Source organism: Streptomyces sp. A1277 (assembly GCF_004795015.1).
Taxonomy (GTDB): Bacteria; Actinomycetota; Actinomycetes; order Streptomycetales; family Streptomycetaceae; genus Streptomyces.
This window is the reverse complement of the sequence record NZ_SSBI01000051.1, coordinates 1-18,397: the sequence shown is the minus strand read 5'-3', so window position 1 is coordinate 18,397 and position 18,397 is coordinate 1. Positions and strand designations below refer to the sequence as shown.

Here is an 18,397-nt window from a genome sequence, read left to right as displayed (position 1 = left end):
TCTTCCGGGCGCCTCCGAGAAGGGGCACCGTGGATCTGCGGCGGTGGGTAAGGTCGCACCAGGCCCTCCGGGACCCCGGCAGCTCTAATGCCGGGGTCCCGGAGGGCCGTTGTGCTGGGGCGGTCAGCGCCGGACGGGCAACGCGCTGCCGTGCTGCGTGAGGTGCTGGCGCAGCCAGGCGACGGCGGCCGGGGTCATCGCCCCGGTGTCCGTCTCGCTCAGCGGCGCGGTGTCGATGTCGCGCATCGCGTCCGTCGCCGGGAGCGGTCGCATGTAGTCGGGGTCGATCCCGCCGCGGGCGCGGTTGCCGCTCGCGTTGAGCTCCATCAGGTCGTAGAGGAGCTTGCCGTTGTGGACGTTCGTCCAGGACCGCTCGACCCGGCCGATGAACGTGTGGCCGGGCAGCCCGAGCCAGAACCGCTCGACGTCCCGGAACAGGACCAGGTCGCCCTTGAGGTAGCGGGTCTGCGGTCGTACGGCGGGCTGCGTCTGCTGTGCCATGGGGTCTCCTCGCATCGCGTGTACCGGCGCGGGGCCGGCGGATCCGGGCTGTCCGGCTCCCCGTCACCGCCCGACCCGGCCGCCGGAGTTCGGCGGTCGGTGCGGGCGGATCAGGCAGCCGTCAGACCGTGGCGAGGGGCCGGTGCGGGGCGATGATCTGGCCGTCGGGCAGCAGCTCCCCGGTGTCCTCGAAGAGCACCAGGGCGTTGCACAACAGGCTCCAGCCCTGCTCCGGGTGAGCGGACACGACCTGTGCGGCCTCGCGATCCGGGCTGTCAGCCGTCGGGCACTTCGGGGTGTGCATGCACTCCGCGTCCGGCATCCGGGAGGCGCCGGTGGGAGTCGTCGCGGTGTCGAGCTGGTGGCTGCTTTCCATTGGGGCTCTCCTGCGGGGAGGAAGGCGATCCCGGGATTGTCCCGGGCTGGAGACATGCGAAAAGGCCGGCTGCCCGCCGTGCGGACAGCCGTGGTGCTGCGGTGCTGCGGGGCGGGCCGGAAGTTGTCCGGCGCTCCCGTCAGGCGGTGCGCTTGCGGGCCGCGCGGCGCCGAATCCGGCGGCGCTCGTCCTCGTCGGTGCCGCCCCACACGCCGTGCTCCTGGCCGCTCTCCAGCGCCCACTGCAGGCAGCGCTCCATGACCGGGCAGCGGCGGCAGACGGCCTTGGCTTCCTCGATCTGGAGCAGTGCCGGGCCGGTGTTGCCGATCGGGAAGAACAGCTCGGGGTCCTCGTTCCGGCAGGCGGAGGCGGCCCGCCAGTTGGTGTTGACCGGCAGGTCGGCGGAGGGCGCGTAGACCGCGTTTACGATGGAGTGGTTCATCAGGGCCTCCCAGAAGGTCCGTGCAAGAGACAGCCCCGGGGGGTGCATCCCCGGGGCTGTTCGCGTGTGTGCGGCCTGACGGCCGGAGCGTGGGTGAGCTCCCGACGCTCTCCGCCGGCCCCGCCCTGGTGAGGGGCGGGGACGACGGGCAATGCCGGGGGATCGGTCAGCGGCGGTTGCTCTCCGACCGCTTGTTCTGCTCGCTGTTCTTACGCGAGAGCTCATCGCGCTCCGCGTCGGTCAGGCTGGTGACGGCGTTCACCGGACCGCCCCCATCTGCGCGAGGGTGCGGCGGGCACGGCGGCCGGCCTTCGCAGCGCGGGAGTCGCCGTCGGCAACCAGGTGGCGGACCAGGCGGTGGAAAGCGTCGGCCTCATCCGGCTCCGGGCCGCGGCGGTTGTCCTCGTCCTCCATGTCGTCGTAGAGGCCGTTCGACGGGGCGGGGATGGTGCGTGTCATGCTGGGCATCAGGTCCTCCAGTCAGGTCCTGGACAGTCCGAGGGCTGCAATCCCATGGGCTGTCGAGATCGCTCCCCATTTGGGGAGTGACTGCTTGTACGAGCAGCCACGGCCGGTCACCCCGTTTCGTCGGGGGGTGACCGGCCGTGGTCGTTCGTCCAGCGCCTACCAGCGGTGGGTGAGGTCCTTCTCTTGCCGTTCCAGGACCGCGATCGTGGTCTGGAGGTCGGCCCGCTCCCACGTGGTGAGCGGCCGGGCGCCGGGCTTGGTCGGGACGTTGAGCATTTTGCGCAGCGCGGTCAGGACGTCGCGGACGCGCTGCTGGTCGGTCTTGTGGACCGGGCCGGCCACCTTCTCCCACTGCTGGTCGTGCAGGAGACGCAGTGCCCAGGCGCGCTTGTCGGCCTGCTCCTCCTGCCGCGTCTGCCTCTGGCGGCGGAGGGGTGCGGTCCGCCGGGTGTGGGCGGCGAGGTGGGCGAGCCGGCGGCCGTCCGTGCACCGGGGGGTGGTGGCGGAGCAGGTCGTGCAGCTCTTGACGTGGGCCTCGTGCAGCTTGCGGGCCGTCTTGTCGTCGACGAGGCCACCGACGATCTGCATGACAGCCGGGGTGGGCATCGGCTGGGGCTTGCGGATGACGCGGTCGGCGCGGCGGCCGTTGGTCTCCGAGATGCCCTCCTCCAGGCGGCGGGACCACGTGGCGACGGTGACGTTGATCGTGACCAGGCGGTGGCTGCCGGGGCAGCGGACCGGGTCTTCGGTGCCGGCCTGCTCGGTGTGGTGGGGGACCAGCTTGGCCGTGGCCCGCTCCGTGTCGGCGACGCGGATCGGAACCCACGTGCGGCAGGACGGGCACACCAGGGAGATGCAGGCGGGATCGAGGTCGTACTCGTGCGCCGGGAGCTTGGAGACGACGATCGGGTCAAGGTGGCTGATCGTGCGGGACCGCGTCCGGCGCTTGCGCTCCTGGCTGACGGTCTGGACCTCACGCTCACGGACGGATGCGGTCATGGGGAAACTCCTCACGAAGCAGGCGGGTCGGGTAAGGCGTCGCGGGTGCCCTCTCGGCCACGCCAGCACCCACCGGAAGATCCGGGCGTCCTGACGGACCGACAACGCATACGCGCTGCGACAGTTCAAACAGCAGTCACGGACACGGGGAGGAGTTAGTTGCCTCAGACTCCCCGAGGCCACCGAAGTGGCGACTGGTCATGCGTGGTGCGAGAGCGGGGCCCGAGAGCCCCGCAGTAACCGGGCTTGTTCTCCCGGCTGTTGCAACTTCCTATCGGAAGCTGATCCAGACGGTAGACCCGCAGGGGCCTCGCCGTCAACAGCTTCCGATAGGAAGTTTGTCGAGCTTCGCGGTGACCCTGCGTGCGCGGGCCACCACATTCGACCTGTTGAATAATCCCGGTTTTTTCCTGCGGGTCAAGCAGTCCCGTGCGTTAATACCGGAATTAAGGTTGGATGGGTCGTCAGACCGTAGGAAGGGAGGCGCCATGGCAACGCCACGGTGGAAGCAGCTCGCGGACGAGCTTGCGAACGAGATCGCGGAGGGTGCGTACCCACCCGGCACGAAGCTGCCGAAGATCACCGAGCTTGTCGCTGCCGGTCGCGGCTCACGGACCACGGTCCAGCGGGCCTACAGCGACCTGACCGAGCGTGGGTTGACCATCGGTGTCCAGAAGTTGGGCACGATCGTGTCGCCCATCCTGGGGAAGATTCACCGCGACGGCACCGGCCGGTACATGCGTGTCGCCCGGGAGCAGAACGGGGCCCGCGGTGCCTTCGCGGCCGAGATCGAGCGCTTGGGAATGGCGCCGGTCAGCAAAACCGACATCAGTCGCGGCAGCCCGCCGGCGCGCATTGCCGAGCTGCTCGATGTCGATCCTTCAGCTCCAGACACGGTGCTGATCCGGGCGCGGGTCATGTCCGCCGGCGAGATCGTTGTCCAGTTGGCCACCAGCTACTTCCCGGGCAGCATCGCGTTCGGAACGCAGCTGGAACAGCAGGACACTGGAGCAGGAGGTTCGAAGTCCCGCCTGGAAGAGCTGGGTCACGGCCAGCGGACGATCACTGAGACCATCGACGTTCGCTCGCCCAGTCCGGCGGAGGCCAACGCCCTGGCTATCCCCGTAGAACGCCAGGTGTACGAGATCACGCATGTGGCCCGCAGCGGGGAAGGGCGAGTCGTCGAGGCTTGCGTGCACGTGGTGTCGACGACGCTATGGACGCTGAGCTACACCTGGCCGATCGACCCGCCGGACGCACCTGGCGATCCGGCGTGACTGCCTATCACCACCAGACGAAGAACGGACTCATCACCGTGAGCGACAAGATCGTGCGTGACTCCTCGACCCGCTACCTGCGTGCCCGCCGGGAGGAGGGAGCCTCGCGCGGAGCTTTCGACACCGAGATCAGGAAGCTGGGCGGCGTCCCGCGTGTCGAGACGACCGTGGAGCGCGACGTGACCCCGGAGGCCGTCGCTGCGGTCCTCGGCGTGGAGGCCGGCACCGAGGCTGCGACTCGCAAGCGTCGGATGTTCAGCGACGACCGCCTGGTGCAGCTGGCCGACTCGTACATCCCCCTCGATGTCGCTGAAGCCGCCGGAATCGAGCAGCCCGATCCGGGCAAGGGCGGGATCATCTCGCGTATGGCGGAGGCCGGCTTCGAGCAGACCGAGGTCACCGAGGAGATCCAGCAGCACCCGGCGACCGAGGCTGAGGCGTCCGTGCTCGGCATCGAGGCCGGGACTCTCCTGATCCGCATCATTCACATCGGTCGCACCAGCGCAGGCCGCGCTGTCGAGGTGACCGTGCACACGCTGGCTCCGGACGCCTGGGTGCTGCGCTACAGCGTGCCGACCAGCTGATCGACCTCGCCGCTCGGGGCCGTTCGATGGGTCGCTGACCGATTGATCGGCCCCACCCATTACTTCCTATCGGAAGTTGCGCTAAGGTTCCCGCCATGAATAAGAAGCCGGCTACGGCCAGATCGATCGCGGAGAGCTTCCGCGTCCGGATCGGCTCCGGCGCGCTGCAGCCGGGTGACAAGCTGCCCAGCACGAAGCAGATCGCGGCGGAGTTCGGCGCCAGCGAACTCGTTGTGTACCGGGCCATCACTCAGCTCAAGGAATCGGGCCACGTCGTTGCCCGTCAGGGCGCGGGCGCGTTCGTACGGGTCTACAACCCGCTGCTCTGGAATCCCGGCGAGTACGAACGCGGGGAGAGAAGCGACGACCCGGTGACCAACACCGACGACTGGAAAGCCCAGGTCCGAGCCCAGGGCAGGGAGCCCGAGCAAGGCACTCCGCAGGTTTCGACCGAACCGGCGCCGAAGGACATCGCGAACTGGCTCAACTTGGAGCCGGGCACACCCGTCGTTGCCCGCCGACGGCTTCGTCTCGTCGACGGCGAGCCGTGCCAACTCGCCGATTCATGGTTCCCCGTCTCGATCGCCGAAGGCACTCCCCTCATGGAGGAGCGCGACGTGACCATGAGGGGCGGCATCCTCGCCGCCACGGGCAACCCGCAACACCGCATCCGCGACGAGCTCGACATCAGGATGCCCACGAGTACCGAGATCGAGCGTCTCGATCTGCAGAACCTGCCGGGCACTCCTGTATGCCAGCACGTCCGAATTGGCTACGGAGCCGACGGCGTTCCGGTCCGTGTGATGGTCACGATTGCCCCGGGCGACCGCAACCGGATCATCTACGAACTGGAGATCAACCGGTGACACTGCGCCTCGCCACTACGGCAGATGTTGACGCCCTGATGGCGCTGCGCATCGAGGCGGAAGGCTGGCTCGCTGCCGCCGGGATTGATCAGTGGAGGAACCCTCGGACCCGCGGTCCAGCCTTGGCGAAATGGATGGCCGATATCGAGGCCGGCCGAACCTGGGTCGTCGACGACGGCAGCGTGCTCGCCACAGTGACACTCGCCCCGGCCGACATGGATTTCTGGCGACCGAGCGACTCTCCCGAACGCGCCATCTACGTAGCGAAACTCATCACCGCGCGGGCCGCAAAGGGCAGCAATCTTGGCGGTCGTCTCCTCGATTGGGCTGGCAGCCAGGCACGCGCGCAGAACAAGACCTGGGTTCGCCTGGACTGCTGGCGCGACAACCTGGAGCTGCAACGGTTCTACCTGCGCGAGGGGTTCGAGCACGTCCGTACTGAAGCCCCAGCCCATCGCCTGTCCGGATGGATGGGCCAGCGGTCGGCCTCAGTCGTACGTCACCCGAACGCTCTGCTGAACGATCCCGGCTCCTCAAAATTCGCAGGCTGATCCCGCGGAGCCAAAGAGGACCTGACTGCAACCCAGGAAGGAGTGACCGGTGCTCATCCCATCTGGCGGGCAATTCACTTCGCGCTTCCCGTCCGGCGGGCGCGGCATTCCGGGCACCTCGGACGCTTCCCGAATTCGTCCCGTAGTTCTGTCGGGTCGTGCGGTTAGGCTGTGCCCAGAAGTGATCCATAACGACGAGAACCCCGGGACCGGGCATGGTCCTCGGGGCCTCGTACGGGGCAATGCCTCGTTGGGCGACACCTGGAAAGGAGGTGATCGCGAGATGAAGACTACCCGCGTGTGCGGAACTCCACGCGCAGCTACGCCGTTCCTCCACCGCGATCACGCCATCGAGTGCGCCTTCGCGTACGCCGACACCGGCCTCGGAATCAAGGGGGTCGGGGTGACGTAGCGCCACCGGCCGCGCGCGCCAGACGAGTGGACGGCAATCCACTTTGGCCTCGCGCGGCCCTTCACGCCGACCAGAGGTCGGCCGCCCAGTCCCCGGTTCCAGCCGGTCCTGGGCTCCAGCTCATCGAGCTGGGTTGAGCAATCAGTCGCAGTACCCGGTCCGTAAGGACCACGCACCACCGCAGCGGCCCCCCGGCAAGGGGGCTTCTGCACAGCACCGCCGAAGCGGCTTCGCCACCGAAGTGGCTTCTCCGTTCCGCCAGCCCCGGCAAGGGCCTTTGGAACACCCGTTCGAATCACGTCAAGGAAGGGAGACCCGCCTCTGGTTCTTCGTCCGGTGCCCGCTCCTCACGGAGGGGGCGCCCCACCCGTCCGATCTCCAACGGAGGTCGGTCCTTGTTGATCTATATGGAAGGCGGTTAACGCCATAGTGCACGAGCTCCGGTCGACTTGTCAGGTCGACCACGACCAGGTCAGTACCCCCTCTGGGGTGATTACCGCAGGTTGTGGTGTCCCCTCCACCGGGATTGTGACGTATATCACACCCCCCAACTGTCACACCGTTTACGCCCGGTCGGCTGACCGCCTGACCTCGGGGATGTCCCTGTGAGCGCGGGAGCGGCGTCGGCCGCCGTGCTGGACCACCCTGCGCGGGACTTCGTCGACAACTCCGTCGACGGGTCCTGGCTTCCCGGGCAGCGGAACGCGCTGCGGTCGGCGCCGGCCTCCGGGGTCCCGGACGGTGAGGGCCCGGAGGACCCGCTGCGCCTCGGTCGGGCGATGCGGCTGCGGCTGCGCGACGCGGTCCAGGCGCTGCTGGCGGATCCGTCGATCGCCGGGTTGAAGGACGCGCCGAAGCTGGCGGCCGTGGTGCTGTACGCGAAGTCGCGGGCGCCGAAGGGCGAGGACGACGACCTCCAGACCTCGATCTGGGGCGCGGAGCTCGGCCGGTGGATGGGCATGAAGGAGTCGACGGTCCACCACAAGGTGCTGCCCGTGCTCCGCGGCTCGGACGCGGTGCACACGCAGGTCGTGAGGGACGGGAAGGGGCACCCGACCGGGCTGGACTGCCTGGTCATGCCGCTGTGGCGCGCGCACCACGGCGGGGGAGCGGGGCACCCGCTGGCGCTGACGAAGGCGGAGCTGGCGACGCTGCTGCACCTGTGCGAGGCGCTGTTCGGGCACGGCTGGACGCCGAAGGACAAGGAGCCGACGCCGCCGGGGCTGCTGGCCGGCCGGACGGGCAAGGGCGCGGCGACCGACCGGCTCGGGCTGCTGCTGATGGTGCTGAACACGCGGGCGTCGGGCTGGCTGCAGCTGGTCGGCGGCTCGGTGAAGAAGCGCGAGGGGCGCGGGGCGGCGACGCTGGCCCGGCTGCTGGGCTGCTCGCCGTCGGGGGCGCGGAAGGTGCTGGCCCGGCTGACGGAGGCCGGTGTCGTGGCGCGGCAGCACCGGGAGACGTCGACGCGGATGCGCGGCCGGGGCCGGGTCATGCTGCTGCCGGTCGCCCGCGCGTACGGCCGTCGCCTGGCCTCTGTGGAGGCTGTTTCGGGGGCCGGGTCGGTGTTTTCGGCGCGTCCCGATGGTGCGTGCGGAGATCATGGTCCGGCCGGGACCGCTGGTGCCCTTGGTACGCCTGGGATCGACGGTGCTGAGGGCGTCGGGGAGGCGGTGGATCAGGAGCGTCCCGATGGTGCAGAGCTCCACGCAGACCACGCTTCTGGGGTTACTGCCGTCGTTTCTCCGCAGCTTGATTGTGGTTTTTCCGGCGAAGGCCGTGGGGGTGAAGGCCGTCGGCCGGAGCGCGTGTGCGCGGGCGAGGGCCAGGCCGTCGACGGCGAGACCGACGTTGCCGCGAGCGGGTCGCCGGTGGCCGAGGACGGCCCGCTGCGCGGGGAAAAGCCGAAGGAGTCCCCGGTCGATGAGCGGGTGGGGCAGCGCGCTGCCGGGGCTGGTGCCGGTGGCCGGCCGAAGGCCGCGGGGTGGGAAAAGGCGCAGCAGCAGAGGCGGGTGGCCCTTCCGGCTGATCTTCGTCTGCGGGTAGCGCTGGGGCCGGTCTCCTGGCTGTGGGAGCGGCTGTCGGGTTGGCAGCAGGACCAGGTGGAGGCCGCCGCGAAGGCGGAGCTGGCGCACCTGGCGGGCCTGGGCGTGGCGCCGGAGGGTGCGCCGCGGCTGCTGGCCGACCGGCTCACTGACCGCCTGGCGGAGACCGGCGGCGAGGCGATGGTCACCGGCCCGTACGGGTGGCTGATCCGGCGGGGGCTTCCCCAGCGGCAGGCGTGCTCGCACCGCAAGTGCGACGACGGGGTCCGGCTCGACACGGGCGAGGACTGCGAGAACTGCGGCAACGTCATCCACCTGCGCCGTGCCTGGCGTGCCCGGATCGGCGCGGACATCGACCGGGAGCTGCCCGGCCTGGCCGGCGGCGAGCGCCGCCGCGTCCTCGAGGAGAGGCTGCGCGAGCGGGCCGCCATCGAGGCGGAGGACCTCGCCTGGCGCCAGGAGCAGGCCCGCGCGGAGCGGGCCCGGCGCGATGCGGCCCATGCGGCGGCTGCTGAGCAGGCGGAACGCGAGCGGCAGGCCGCGGCCGCCGCCGACGCGGCCCGCCAGGCGCTGGCGTGCGAGGACTGCGGGCGCGGCCGGGCGGCCGGGCTGTGCGAAGCGTGCGACCACCGCCGCCAGACCGAGGCCCTGATCGGTGAGGCCGGCCTCCTCGCAGCGGCCGGATCCGCCGACCTGAGCGACCCGGCCAGCGTCGCGGCCGCCGTCGCCGGGGCCCGCGCGGCCATCGAGGACAGCACCGCCGCCGCGTGGCAGGAGTTCCTCCAGATCACCGACGTGTCCACCCTGGAGGCCGATCCGCAGGCGGCTGCGGACGCGTCCGCGTTCACCGCGTTCCAGGCCGCGCAGCAGGCCGTCGGCGAGTACCAGGACGACGCCCTGGCGGCGCTGGGCAGCACCCCGGAGGCCGAAGCCGAGGCCCGACGCGCATACCGGTCCGAGCAGGGCCGCCCCTGGTTCCGGCACAACCCGACCGGTGCGGACGCCGTCGCCGCCGCGACGAAGGCCGCCGACACGGCACGCGAACGCGTAGCCGAGTACCTGCTGGCGGCGCGGCTGGAGCAGCTGCGCGAGCAGACCGTGACCCGGCCCGAGAGGCCCGCGTCGTGGACGGAGCGGCTGCCCGGCCTCGCCGCGCGCCCGCTGGACGGCGACGCCACCGGGGTGGTGATCGCATGACCGGCGAGCTGGGCGGCGTCGACCTCGCCCGCCAGGCCCTCATCGCGGCCCGGGAGGCAGCGAAGAAGAACGGCGCCGCCATCAGGAAGCCGAAGCGGCGCACCACCACCGTCGTACGCCGCGACGGCCGCGAGCCGCTCGGGCTCGGTGCGGCGATCGGCATGATGATGACCGAGCGCGGCATGGTCGCCCCGGCCGCCGGCGGATCCGTCCTCGCCGACTTCGACGACATCCTCGCCGCGGCCGTGCCCGAGCTCGCCGGGCGCGTGCAGGCGACCGCGTTCGACGCGGAGACCGGCCGCCTGGACGTCGTCCCCGACGCCCCGGCCGTCGGCACGAAGCTGCGCTGGAGCGCACCGAAGCTGATCGCGGCGGCCAACGAGCGGGTGCAGGGCGGACACGTCCGCGCCCTGCATGTCCTGGCGCCCGCACCTGTGCAGACCGGCTCCACCACCACGGCGGCCGCCGCCCCGGCCCCGGCCGTGCCTGCCGTTCCGGTGGAGCGCCGGCCGCCGCCGGACGGGTACCGGCGCGCGATCGAGGCGCACCGCCAGGCCGCGCCGCCGTCCCGGGTGGATCCGGGCATCGCGGAAGCGGTGGAGCGGCAGACCCGGGCGATGCGCGAGCTGTCTCGCCGGGCGTTCCCCGAGCCCGACGCCGTCCCCGACGATGCGCCGGCACCGATCGAGCAGGCCCGTCTCCAGCGCCGCCGTCAGGCCGCCGCGACCGAGGCCGCCGCGCTGCGCCGAGCCCGAGACGAGAAGGCCGGTCGCACGGTGGCCGTGCCGCGCCGCCTGGAGCAGACGGCGTGACACCAGGCTGGGAGCCTCACACGGCGTTTCCCCAGGTGGAGGCGGTGCGCGATGAGGCTGTCAGGTGTGAGCCAGGGCCTGCGGCGGACCCTTCGAGCCGTCCATTTTCCGCGCCATCGATCAATCCGAACGGGTTAAAAAAGTGGGTTAAAGACTAGGGTAAACAGTGCTAGGGTGAGGGCACGAAAGGAGATCGACATGGCATCCGAAGAGGAGCTGTTCGCGAACATCGACGCGCTGCTGGAGGAGGAGCCTCAGCTCCCGCCACCGGCGGAGCGCGCCCGGCTGCGTGAGGCCGCCGGCATCACCCAGGCCCGCCTCGCGACCGCGCTGAAGTCGACCGTGCAGACGGTCAAGAACTACGAGAACGGCCGCTCCGAGCCGAAGTCGCCGCGCCTGGAGGCGTACCAGCGGCTCCTCAAGGGATGGGCGGCGAAGTACCCCGCCCACGGAGCCCCCGCCGCGCCGGCCCCGGCCGTCGCGCCGCAGCCGGAGGTGCCCGAGACGTTCACCGGCCCGGCCGCTCCGGAGCAGGCAGAGACCCCCGCACCGGTTCAGGCCCCGGCCGCCCCGTCCGCGCCCGAGCGTCCCGCCCGTACGGCAGCGCGCCCGACGACGTCGTCCCGGCGCCCGGCCGCGAAGAAGGCCGCCGCGCCCGCCGTCGACCCGCGCTTCCCGCACGGCCCGCTCGCCGTGCTGGACGGTGACGGCTCCGCGTACGCCGTGGGCGGCGTCGTGCTGGACTGCCCGGCGACCACCGTCCCGGAGCTGGTGGAGTGGACGCTGCGCGAGTCCGGTCTCGGCGCCGCGAAGCTCAACCGGTACGGCAAGGACTCCGACCCGCTGATCGTGCTCACCGCGGCCGCCGCCGTGAAGCTCGGGCTGCCCGAGCGCCTGGAGGGCCACGAGCAGCGCCGTTCCCTGCGCCTCCCGGAGGACCACTCGGTCGTCAAGCAGGTCGCGAAGGCCAAGTGGCAGCTCACCCAGCGCGGGTTCGGCCCGTGGGCGCGGATCTACCGCAAGGCACAGGGCCGCGACCGGCAGTGCGTGCAGCTGGCGATCCTGTCCTGGGACGCCCTCGATGAGCGGTCCTGGCCCGGAGTTGCCGAGATGGAGCCGGCCGACATCGCCCGCGTCCTCGGCGTGTACGCCCAGCGGGTCATCACCCCGCGCGGCTCCACCGCCGTCTCCGGCCTGGAGCTGATGACGGCGCTGCGCCCGCCCACCAAGGCCGTGCAGGACCCGGAGACCGGCAACTGGGTGTCCGGCCACAACGCGGGCAGCCTGGGCACGGAGCCGATGGACCCGGCGCCGCCGGAGGCCACGCCGGAACACCCCGTGGTCGTCAACAGCGGCTGGACGGGCGGGTTCCTGAATGAGGAGGCGTACCAGTGGGTGCGGTCGGTGGAGACGCTGTCCGATGAGGAGTGCACGCTGCCGTTCGCGGTCGGCCTCGACCTGAACACGGCGTTCCTCGCCGCCGCGGCCCGCCTGGTCGTCGGCCTCTCCGCCCCGGACCACTTCCACGCCCCGAAGTTCAACCCGAAGATCCCCGGGAGCTGGCTGGCCGACCTCAGCCACATCGAGCTGGACCCGCGCCTGCCTTCGCCGTTCACGCCGGACGGTTCCCGTCCGACGGGCCCGGCCTGGTACCAGACGCACACCCTGGCCTACGCCCAGGAGCTCGGGCACGACGTGCACCCGATCGAGGCGTACCTGCGCCGCGAGACCGGCGCGTACCTCGACCCGTGGCACGACCGGCTCAAGAACGCCTACGTCGACACCCTCGCCGACATGGGTGTCACCAAGGACCTGGACGACGCGGCGTTCCTCGCCGCGATGGCACAGCACAAGCAGAACGACCCGGCCCTGGCCGCCGTCCTGTCCGCGATCAAGGCCACGGTCAAGGGCGGCGTCGGCAAGCTCCGCGAGCGCCCGCAGGGCAAGCACTACAAGGAGGGCGAGACGTGGCCGGCCCTGGCCCGGCCGACGTGGCGCCCCGACATCCGGGCCGCCGTCATCAGCAAGGCCCGGGTCAACATGCACCGCAAGCTCAACAACATGGCGAAGATGACCGGGCTGTTCCCGCTCGCCGTGCTCTCCGACTGCGTCGTCTACCCGAGCCCGGGGACCTCCCCGCTCGACTTCCTCCCGTACGCCGCCTCGGGCAAGCCGCAGCCCGGCGCCTTCCGCCTCGGGCCCACACCCGGCCTGGCGAAGCTGGAGGGCGTCCAGTCGATGCTGTGGGCGGTCGACCTGATGGAGAAGGGCCTGAACCCGGCCCGCCACATCAAGGGCGGCGACGCCGTCCTGGACGAAGGGGAGTAACCGGTGGGAGACATCGACGACGCGATCGAGCGGGCCGACCGCGAGGCGTTCACCAAGGACCCGCCCAAGACCCTCAAGGGGCAGGTCGGGTTCCTGATCAAGCAGTTCGGCAGCGCCAAGGCCGTCGCCCAGGAGCTCGGGGTCACCGCCGACTCCGTCAACCGCTACCGGCGCGGCGCCCGCAAGCACGCCCGCGCCGACGTCGCCGCGAAGATCGACGACGCGGTGAAGGCCCGCTGGCAGCCGCTGGTGCGCAAGCGCCGGCAGAAGCAGGCCGCCGCCTCGGGCGGGATCACCGTGGAGACCCGCGCCCGGTTCGGCTACACGTCGTCCGCCGGATCGACCGACGACGGACGGTTCCGCCGCCTCACCGTGCACCTCCCCGCGGCGTACGCGCAGCAGCTGTTCGACGCCCGCGACACGGGGGCCAGCGACCAGCAGATGCGCGGAATCATCGCCGAAGGGTTTAAGGAGGTCTATTTCCAGGACGGCGGCGGTCGCGCTATGGGACTGTCGGACGTAGAAATCAACGACATCGATTACCTCGATCTGGATTACTAGCTAGGAGCGAAAAGCGTGACCACTGAATTCCCGCCCATCGACCGCGACAAGAGCCCTTTGCTCGATGCCGACCACGACGCTGTCCGCATCGCCGACGCGCTGCGCTCCAGCCCGCACATCACCTTCGTCGCCCCGGCCGCGCCCGGTGACGAGACGGTCTGGTTCCGCGACGCTGACGGAACCGGCTTCGAGCTGTCCCTTGCCGCCGTGGAGCCGGACCCCGACGCTGAGCGGGTGGCCTACGCCTGGGACGCCGTGGCCGCCGCGATCGGCAACCACCGGCACTTCATCCGTGCCGCCCTCGAACAGCCGTCCTTCGGGCCGCTCAACCTCAACACCATCACCGCGCTCACCCGCACCGGCAACGAGTACACCCTCACCCTGACCGCCGGCTACCGCCCCGTCGACGACCAAGAGCACGCCACCCCGGCCGCCGACGTCGCCTACGCCGCCGACCGGCTGCTGATCAGCGACCCGAGCGACTCGGAGCGCGCCACGGCCGAACTCCTCAACTACGTGGCCGCCACCTGGGACAAGCAGGACCATCCGCTGCGCGAGCACGCCCAGGCCGTCGCCCGCACCCTGCGCACCCGGTAGGAGGGATCCGCCCATGACCGCATCCACGGCCACCCGGCGCGCGTACGGTGAGGGGAGGACCCGCCGGGAGGACCAGATGAGCGCGCAGCCCGACCACGCACCCGTCACCGCCTACGCCCCCGCGCCCGGGGCGCCGGCCGAACTCCTCGCCCAGCTGCGCGCCGACAAGCGCGCGGACCGCTGGGTGCCGGCCTTCGAGCGCGACTGGTCGGCCGCCCTCGAGGAATCCCGCCGCACGTTCTCCCTGGCTGGGCTCTACGAGGTCGTTCAGGACTGGCAGGGCCGCATCGCGCACGCTCCGGCCGTCGACGCGTTCGTCGCCTCTGGCTACGACGACAGCGACGCCGTCGATCTGGCGGAGCTCCGCCGACGTCGCGGGTGAGCCCGTCGCCGTACGCGGTCCGCGTCTCCGCCCAGGCCGCCAAGGTCCTTGACGCGCTGCCCGAGCACGCGGTGGACACCGTGTGGGACATCCTCGCCGCGGCCGCCGCCGATCCGTTCGGCTTCCGCCAGTTCGACACCGACGACGAAGAGGGCGAGGACGTCCGCTACGCGGCCGTCGGCCAGCTCTCCGTCACGTACTGGATCAACCGGCCCCTGCACAGCCTGACCGTCCTGAACATCGTCTGGCTCGGGTAGCCACCCCTGGCAGCGGCCCGGCCCCGGCATTGCAGCTGCCGGGGCCGGGGCCGGGCCGCTGCGCATCGTAGCCACCGCCGATCCACCCATTGCGCCCGTGTGCACCCAGCCGCTGCCCAAAGCCGTCCATCGGCATCGGAAGTTCGCGGCCGGGACAAGGCCCTCCGGCGCCGCGGACTGATGCCCGGCGGCCCGCGCCCGCTGCTGTCCGTACCGCGCAAGCAGCGCCTGGAGGTCTCCGAAGATGCAGAAATTATCAGAGTTGCGGCCCATTTCCACCGGTAGATGAGTGCGGCGTTCTGGCAACGGTGTTTAGTGAAACTGCCTGCGGACCGTACGGGTCTCCGGCAGACTGTGGTCCGACATAGGGTCGTCGTCGCTCGGCAGCTCCCGGACGGGTCCGCCATTCCAGAGGTTGAGCGCCCACCGACGAACACCCTGCACTGGTTGCCCGCGGGCGGGCCTGGTGCTTGCGTTTCGACCCGCCACGTGACGTATCTGACCTGATAGAAGCTCACCCAACTCCAGGGGGCAGCCATCGGGCCCGCACGGTGGCACTGCTCCCTCCAGGGTCGGATATGAGCAAGTTGCTGCTGCGTTGTTTCTTGAGCGCTTCATCGGACACGGTTATCGCCTTCTCCAGCAGTTCGGAGGCGACGGCATGAGTGGGCCTCGTGATATCCGGATGATGGTGCTGCTTCTCGCCGGGGCGATGGCGGCTTACGTCACGTACCGCCATCCTGCAGCAGGACAGCCCGTAACAGTGGGTGGCCTGGTCGTCACTGTCCTCTACATGCTGATGAACGACGACGGAAACTGAGCACCCAACCCACATCGAGGCCGCCGACGTCCTGGCGCTGCTGTGCGAGCAGATCGGCGAGCCCCTCGAACACGGACTCGCTGCCCGCCGCTACGCGATGTCCGGCGACCGCCGCGCCCTGCACGGCACCGTGCTGTAGGTGCCGTTGCTCGACTGCTGCTCGTACTCTTGGTGGTGGACGTCGGATGCAGCAGGGCCGTGTTCGGGGTGCAGCGCAGCATTTGCATGGGCCGGGCGGGACAAGGCTGCTGCACGGGCAGCAGGCCGTCTCCGACGGGCGCAGCACGGCCAGCTGCTGCGACGGCCCGTGCTCCCCACTCCAGGGCAGGCAGCAGAGCCGGAGGGCCGTCCCGACCGCTGCATAACATCGCAGATCTGCTATCTCCAGCAGGAGATCTATGCACGACTGCTGCATACAGCCGCCAGCGCTCCGAGGGACGCCGGTTGTTCTGCTGCTCCAGAACAAGCCGGTTCACCTGGTGCTACCGGCCGCCCGGTCCGCGCGGCGTGTGAGGGCGGCGGAGCGACTGCGGTTGTTCTGCTCTCCCAGAACAAGGCGGTTTACGTAGTGCTACCGGCTTGATCGCGAGCGGGTACGAAGGCGCCGCACCCGGGGGGTGCAGCGCCTTGGGTCTCCGAGGGGGCCGGAAGGGCCACTGGAGGGCTTGTGAGGGCCTTCGGTGTCAGCCGGTCGCAGCGAGGTTGGCCATCTGGGCGGCGAAGCGAGCGCGTCGCTGCTCGGTGAAGCGCTCGGGCTCGGCGGCCCGGATCTCCGGGATCGGCATGGGGTAGGCGACCTTGCCGCCGGTGAGGAGCGGGTGGAGCTGGTAGAGGCCGTCCTCGAGGCTCCAGGCCAGTCCGCACTCCCGGAGCTCCTTGAAGCCGCGGTTCACGGTCGGCTTGCTGGCGCCCAGCTCGCGCGCCATCTCGTTCTGGCTGATCGCGGCGGTGCCGTCCTCGGGGTCGCTGAGGTACAGCAGTTCGTCCAGGACGCGACGGCCGGCGGTGGAGACGTCGACCAGGGCCAGGAGGCGCAGGACGTCACGGGGGATCGTGACGGGAGCCTCTGTGGGAGGGCTGGGGACGTAAGAGCTGCTCACGGAGCCTCACCACTTCCGATCAGGTCGACGTACAACGAGGATATGACGCACGAGGTCATGCGCTCGCCTTGCGCACCGGACGCCGCTGCCGGAGCGTGACGACCTTCTCCTTACGGCGCGCGGACTCCGCGGCCTTCTTCTCCGCCTCCCGCGCCTGGCGCCACTCGGTGGGGTAGTCGGCGTGCGGGATGAGACAGGCCGGGCCCTCCGCGCTGTTCCAGAGCGCCTGCCACTTCTCCTGCTCGCCGGAGGTGCCGGCCACCGTGAGCCACGGGTTCAGCTGGAGGACACCGCGCTTGGCGGTCCGCATCCAGCCGACGTGCGCGAAGAACTGCGACGCCTCGTTCACCGAGGCCGCCGACAGGTTGCACCGGGCCTGGAGGTCACGCTGGTTGGTCTTTACGAAGCCGCGGGCGGCGGCGCGGGTCTGGTCGTCGGCGCGGTTGGCGTTCTGCAGCGCCACGAGCTTGCACCAGACCTGGAACCAGGAGCCGGGCATCTTCAGGCTGCCGAGGACGTCCATCAGCAGCCGGGCGTCCAGCACGTAGCCGCTGCACTCCGCGCTCGCGGCGAACTCGCGGCCCTTGATCTTCTCCACGCCCAGGATCAAGCCGCCCTTGCCGTCCGACCGCGCAACCACGCGCTCGCCGGGGCGGACGATCGGCAGCTGGTCCATCAGCACAGTCCTCCAGAGATGATCAACGTTTCGGCCTGCACGGTAGCACTAGGTAAACCGGCTTGTTCTGGAGGGGCAGAACAAATTGTGGCGCACAGTCACCTGATGATCCGTCAGGTTCGAGATGACTTTGTTCTAGATCTCCAGAACACCCGGGAGCCGTTTGTTCTGGAGATCTAGAACAAACGGTTCCGCATCGCCGCAGTTCAGAGCAGGTTTCAGCGCGGAACGCTCTTATGTGTCACTAGACCCCGGCTGCCACCTGAACCCCCACAGCCACGCCGCGACCCCCGCGGCACAAGCAGCAGGCGGCCACGGGCGTGTCGCTGGCGACAACCACAGGTTCGAGGGGGCCGGCCTCCGTGGCTGAGCTCGCTTCGCGTGCGGCACCGTGGCTCGGTGCGGGCTCGGGACAGCAGCAGCGGCTCTGAGTCTCGGGCGGTGCCGACCATGACGCTCGAAAGCCTGGAGACGTGGCTGGTGTTGGTGGTGGGCTCCGTCGTACGGCCTGGCGGCCGGACGGCTTATGTACCTCCGCACGCCGAATTCCGGCATTCTCATATCGGGCTTCCGTTCCGTGGCTGAGGTATTTACGCCCGCAGGAATTGAATTCAGCAGGCGAGTTTATGGCCGGGGTAGGCGGTGGCGCGCCCGGAGCCCAAACACTACACAGCAAGCCCTGGTGATGCATCACATGGGCTGAATGTTCCCACTCTCGGGTGATGCGTGACGCAATCCGCTGCACGGCAACGGGTCGACGTGTACGCTGGCGGGGTATTGGTGAACGTAAAAGGCCGGTTTCAAGGGTGGGGGAGGGGTCAGGGTGGAGCGCAGCGGAGCCCGTCACTTCGGTGGGGGCCGGCACCCCGTCAGGCCGATGGCCCGTCACTTTCGTTGCGGGGGTAGTGGGCGGTAACCCCAGGCCCTACACAGGCCCGCGCACAATGCATCTTCCCTTGCTGCCAGCCCAGGCACCCGCGCAAGCGCGGGTGCCCACAATTCGCGCAAGCGCGAATTGCCCCGCCTGTTTGAATTCCGCTTGCGGAATTCCATTCCGGCGCTTGCGCCGGAATCCGAATTGCGCTTGCGCAATTCGCGCTCTATGCCCCGGCTTGCCGGGGCATATCCCGCGGAGCGGGATATGCCCCG

At 70.3% G+C, this 18,397-nt stretch carries 19 protein-coding genes; 12 read left to right on the top strand and 7 right to left on the bottom strand.

The features are described from left to right. Positions 1-123: 123 nt before the first annotated feature. The 5 genes from E6R18_RS28030 to E6R18_RS28010 all read right to left on the bottom strand — a co-directional run bounded on the left by E6R18_RS28030 (position 124) and on the right by E6R18_RS28010 (position 2,786). Positions 124-501 (bottom strand): hypothetical protein, encoded by a 378-nt coding sequence (locus tag E6R18_RS28030; protein WP_136319680.1) that lies wholly within the window; start codon positions 499-501, stop codon positions 124-126. 121 nt (positions 502-622) lie between these two features. Then, positions 623-805, bottom strand: coding sequence for a DUF5999 family protein (locus tag E6R18_RS28025; RefSeq protein ID WP_136319715.1), 183 nt, complete (start codon positions 803-805; stop codon positions 623-625). Between the two features lie 211 nt (positions 806-1,016). Then, on the bottom strand, positions 1,017-1,319 hold the full coding sequence (locus tag E6R18_RS28020; protein ID WP_136319679.1) for a WhiB family transcriptional regulator: 303 nt from the start codon (positions 1,317-1,319) through the stop codon (positions 1,017-1,019). Between the two features lie 258 nt (positions 1,320-1,577). Then, the gene (locus E6R18_RS28015) at positions 1,578-1,787 is read right to left on the bottom strand and encodes a hypothetical protein (RefSeq protein ID WP_136319678.1); all 210 of its coding nucleotides are present in this window, start codon (positions 1,785-1,787) and stop codon (positions 1,578-1,580) included. A gap of 156 nt (positions 1,788-1,943) precedes the next feature. Then, positions 1,944-2,786, bottom strand: a complete 843-nt coding sequence (locus E6R18_RS28010) for a hypothetical protein (RefSeq protein WP_136319677.1) — start codon at positions 2,784-2,786, stop codon at positions 1,944-1,946. Positions 2,787-3,274: 488 nt separating this feature from the next. On the opposite strand from E6R18_RS28010, the gene E6R18_RS28005 reads away from it, so the two are divergent. The 12 genes from E6R18_RS28005 to E6R18_RS27950 all read left to right on the top strand — a co-directional run bounded on the left by E6R18_RS28005 (position 3,275) and on the right by E6R18_RS27950 (position 15,472). Further along, positions 3,275-4,063 (top strand): GntR family transcriptional regulator, encoded by a 789-nt coding sequence (locus E6R18_RS28005; RefSeq protein WP_136319676.1) that lies wholly within the window; start codon positions 3,275-3,277, stop codon positions 4,061-4,063. Continuing rightward, on the top strand, positions 4,060-4,647 hold the full coding sequence (locus tag E6R18_RS28000) for a UTRA domain-containing protein (protein WP_136319675.1): 588 nt from the start codon (positions 4,060-4,062) through the stop codon (positions 4,645-4,647). The genes E6R18_RS28005 and E6R18_RS28000 overlap by 4 nt, the downstream gene beginning before the upstream one ends. 95 nt (positions 4,648-4,742) lie before the next feature. After that, the gene (locus E6R18_RS27995) at positions 4,743-5,513 is read left to right on the top strand and encodes a GntR family transcriptional regulator (RefSeq protein WP_136319674.1); all 771 of its coding nucleotides are present in this window, start codon (positions 4,743-4,745) and stop codon (positions 5,511-5,513) included. Next, positions 5,510-6,064 carry a GNAT family N-acetyltransferase gene (locus E6R18_RS27990; RefSeq protein ID WP_136319673.1) on the top strand — a complete coding sequence of 185 codons (555 nt, stop codon included), beginning with the start codon at positions 5,510-5,512 and terminating at the stop codon, positions 6,062-6,064. Before E6R18_RS27995 ends, E6R18_RS27990 begins: the two co-directional genes overlap by 4 nt. Before the next feature lie 1,017 nt (positions 6,065-7,081). Then, positions 7,082-9,715: a hypothetical protein gene (locus E6R18_RS27985; protein WP_240799875.1), complete on the top strand. Its 2,634-nt coding sequence runs from the start codon at positions 7,082-7,084 to the stop codon at positions 9,713-9,715. After that, a complete protein-coding gene (locus E6R18_RS27980) occupies positions 9,712-10,527 on the top strand; it encodes a DciA family protein (RefSeq protein WP_136319672.1) in 816 nt (271 codons plus the stop codon). The genes E6R18_RS27985 and E6R18_RS27980 overlap by 4 nt, the downstream gene beginning before the upstream one ends. Before the next feature lie 198 nt (positions 10,528-10,725). After that, positions 10,726-12,855, top strand: a complete 2,130-nt coding sequence (locus E6R18_RS27975; RefSeq protein WP_136319671.1) for a helix-turn-helix transcriptional regulator — start codon at positions 10,726-10,728, stop codon at positions 12,853-12,855. Between the two features lie 3 nt (positions 12,856-12,858). Continuing rightward, a complete protein-coding gene (locus E6R18_RS27970; protein ID WP_136319670.1) occupies positions 12,859-13,416 on the top strand; it encodes an XRE family transcriptional regulator in 558 nt (185 codons plus the stop codon). 15 nt (positions 13,417-13,431) lie between these two features. Beyond that, positions 13,432-14,013, top strand: a complete 582-nt coding sequence (locus E6R18_RS27965; RefSeq protein ID WP_136319669.1) for a hypothetical protein — start codon at positions 13,432-13,434, stop codon at positions 14,011-14,013. A gap of 76 nt (positions 14,014-14,089) precedes the next feature. Beyond that, positions 14,090-14,395 (top strand): DUF6247 family protein, encoded by a 306-nt coding sequence (locus E6R18_RS27960; protein WP_136319713.1) that lies wholly within the window; start codon positions 14,090-14,092, stop codon positions 14,393-14,395. Continuing rightward, positions 14,392-14,652, top strand: coding sequence for a hypothetical protein (locus E6R18_RS27955; protein ID WP_136319668.1), 261 nt, complete (start codon positions 14,392-14,394; stop codon positions 14,650-14,652). Before E6R18_RS27960 ends, E6R18_RS27955 begins: the two co-directional genes overlap by 4 nt. A gap of 598 nt (positions 14,653-15,250) precedes the next feature. After that, on the top strand, positions 15,251-15,472 hold the full coding sequence (locus tag E6R18_RS27950) for a hypothetical protein (RefSeq protein ID WP_136319667.1): 222 nt from the start codon (positions 15,251-15,253) through the stop codon (positions 15,470-15,472). A gap of 683 nt (positions 15,473-16,155) precedes the next feature. Here E6R18_RS27950 and E6R18_RS27945 read toward each other — a convergent pair. Further along, entirely contained in the window at positions 16,156-16,572 is a 417-nt protein-coding gene (locus tag E6R18_RS27945; RefSeq protein WP_136319666.1) for a helix-turn-helix domain-containing protein, read from the bottom strand. 55 nt (positions 16,573-16,627) lie between these two features. Further along, a complete protein-coding gene (locus E6R18_RS27940) occupies positions 16,628-17,248 on the bottom strand; it encodes a hypothetical protein (RefSeq protein ID WP_136319665.1) in 621 nt (206 codons plus the stop codon). Positions 17,249-18,397: the final 1,149 nt, after the last annotated feature.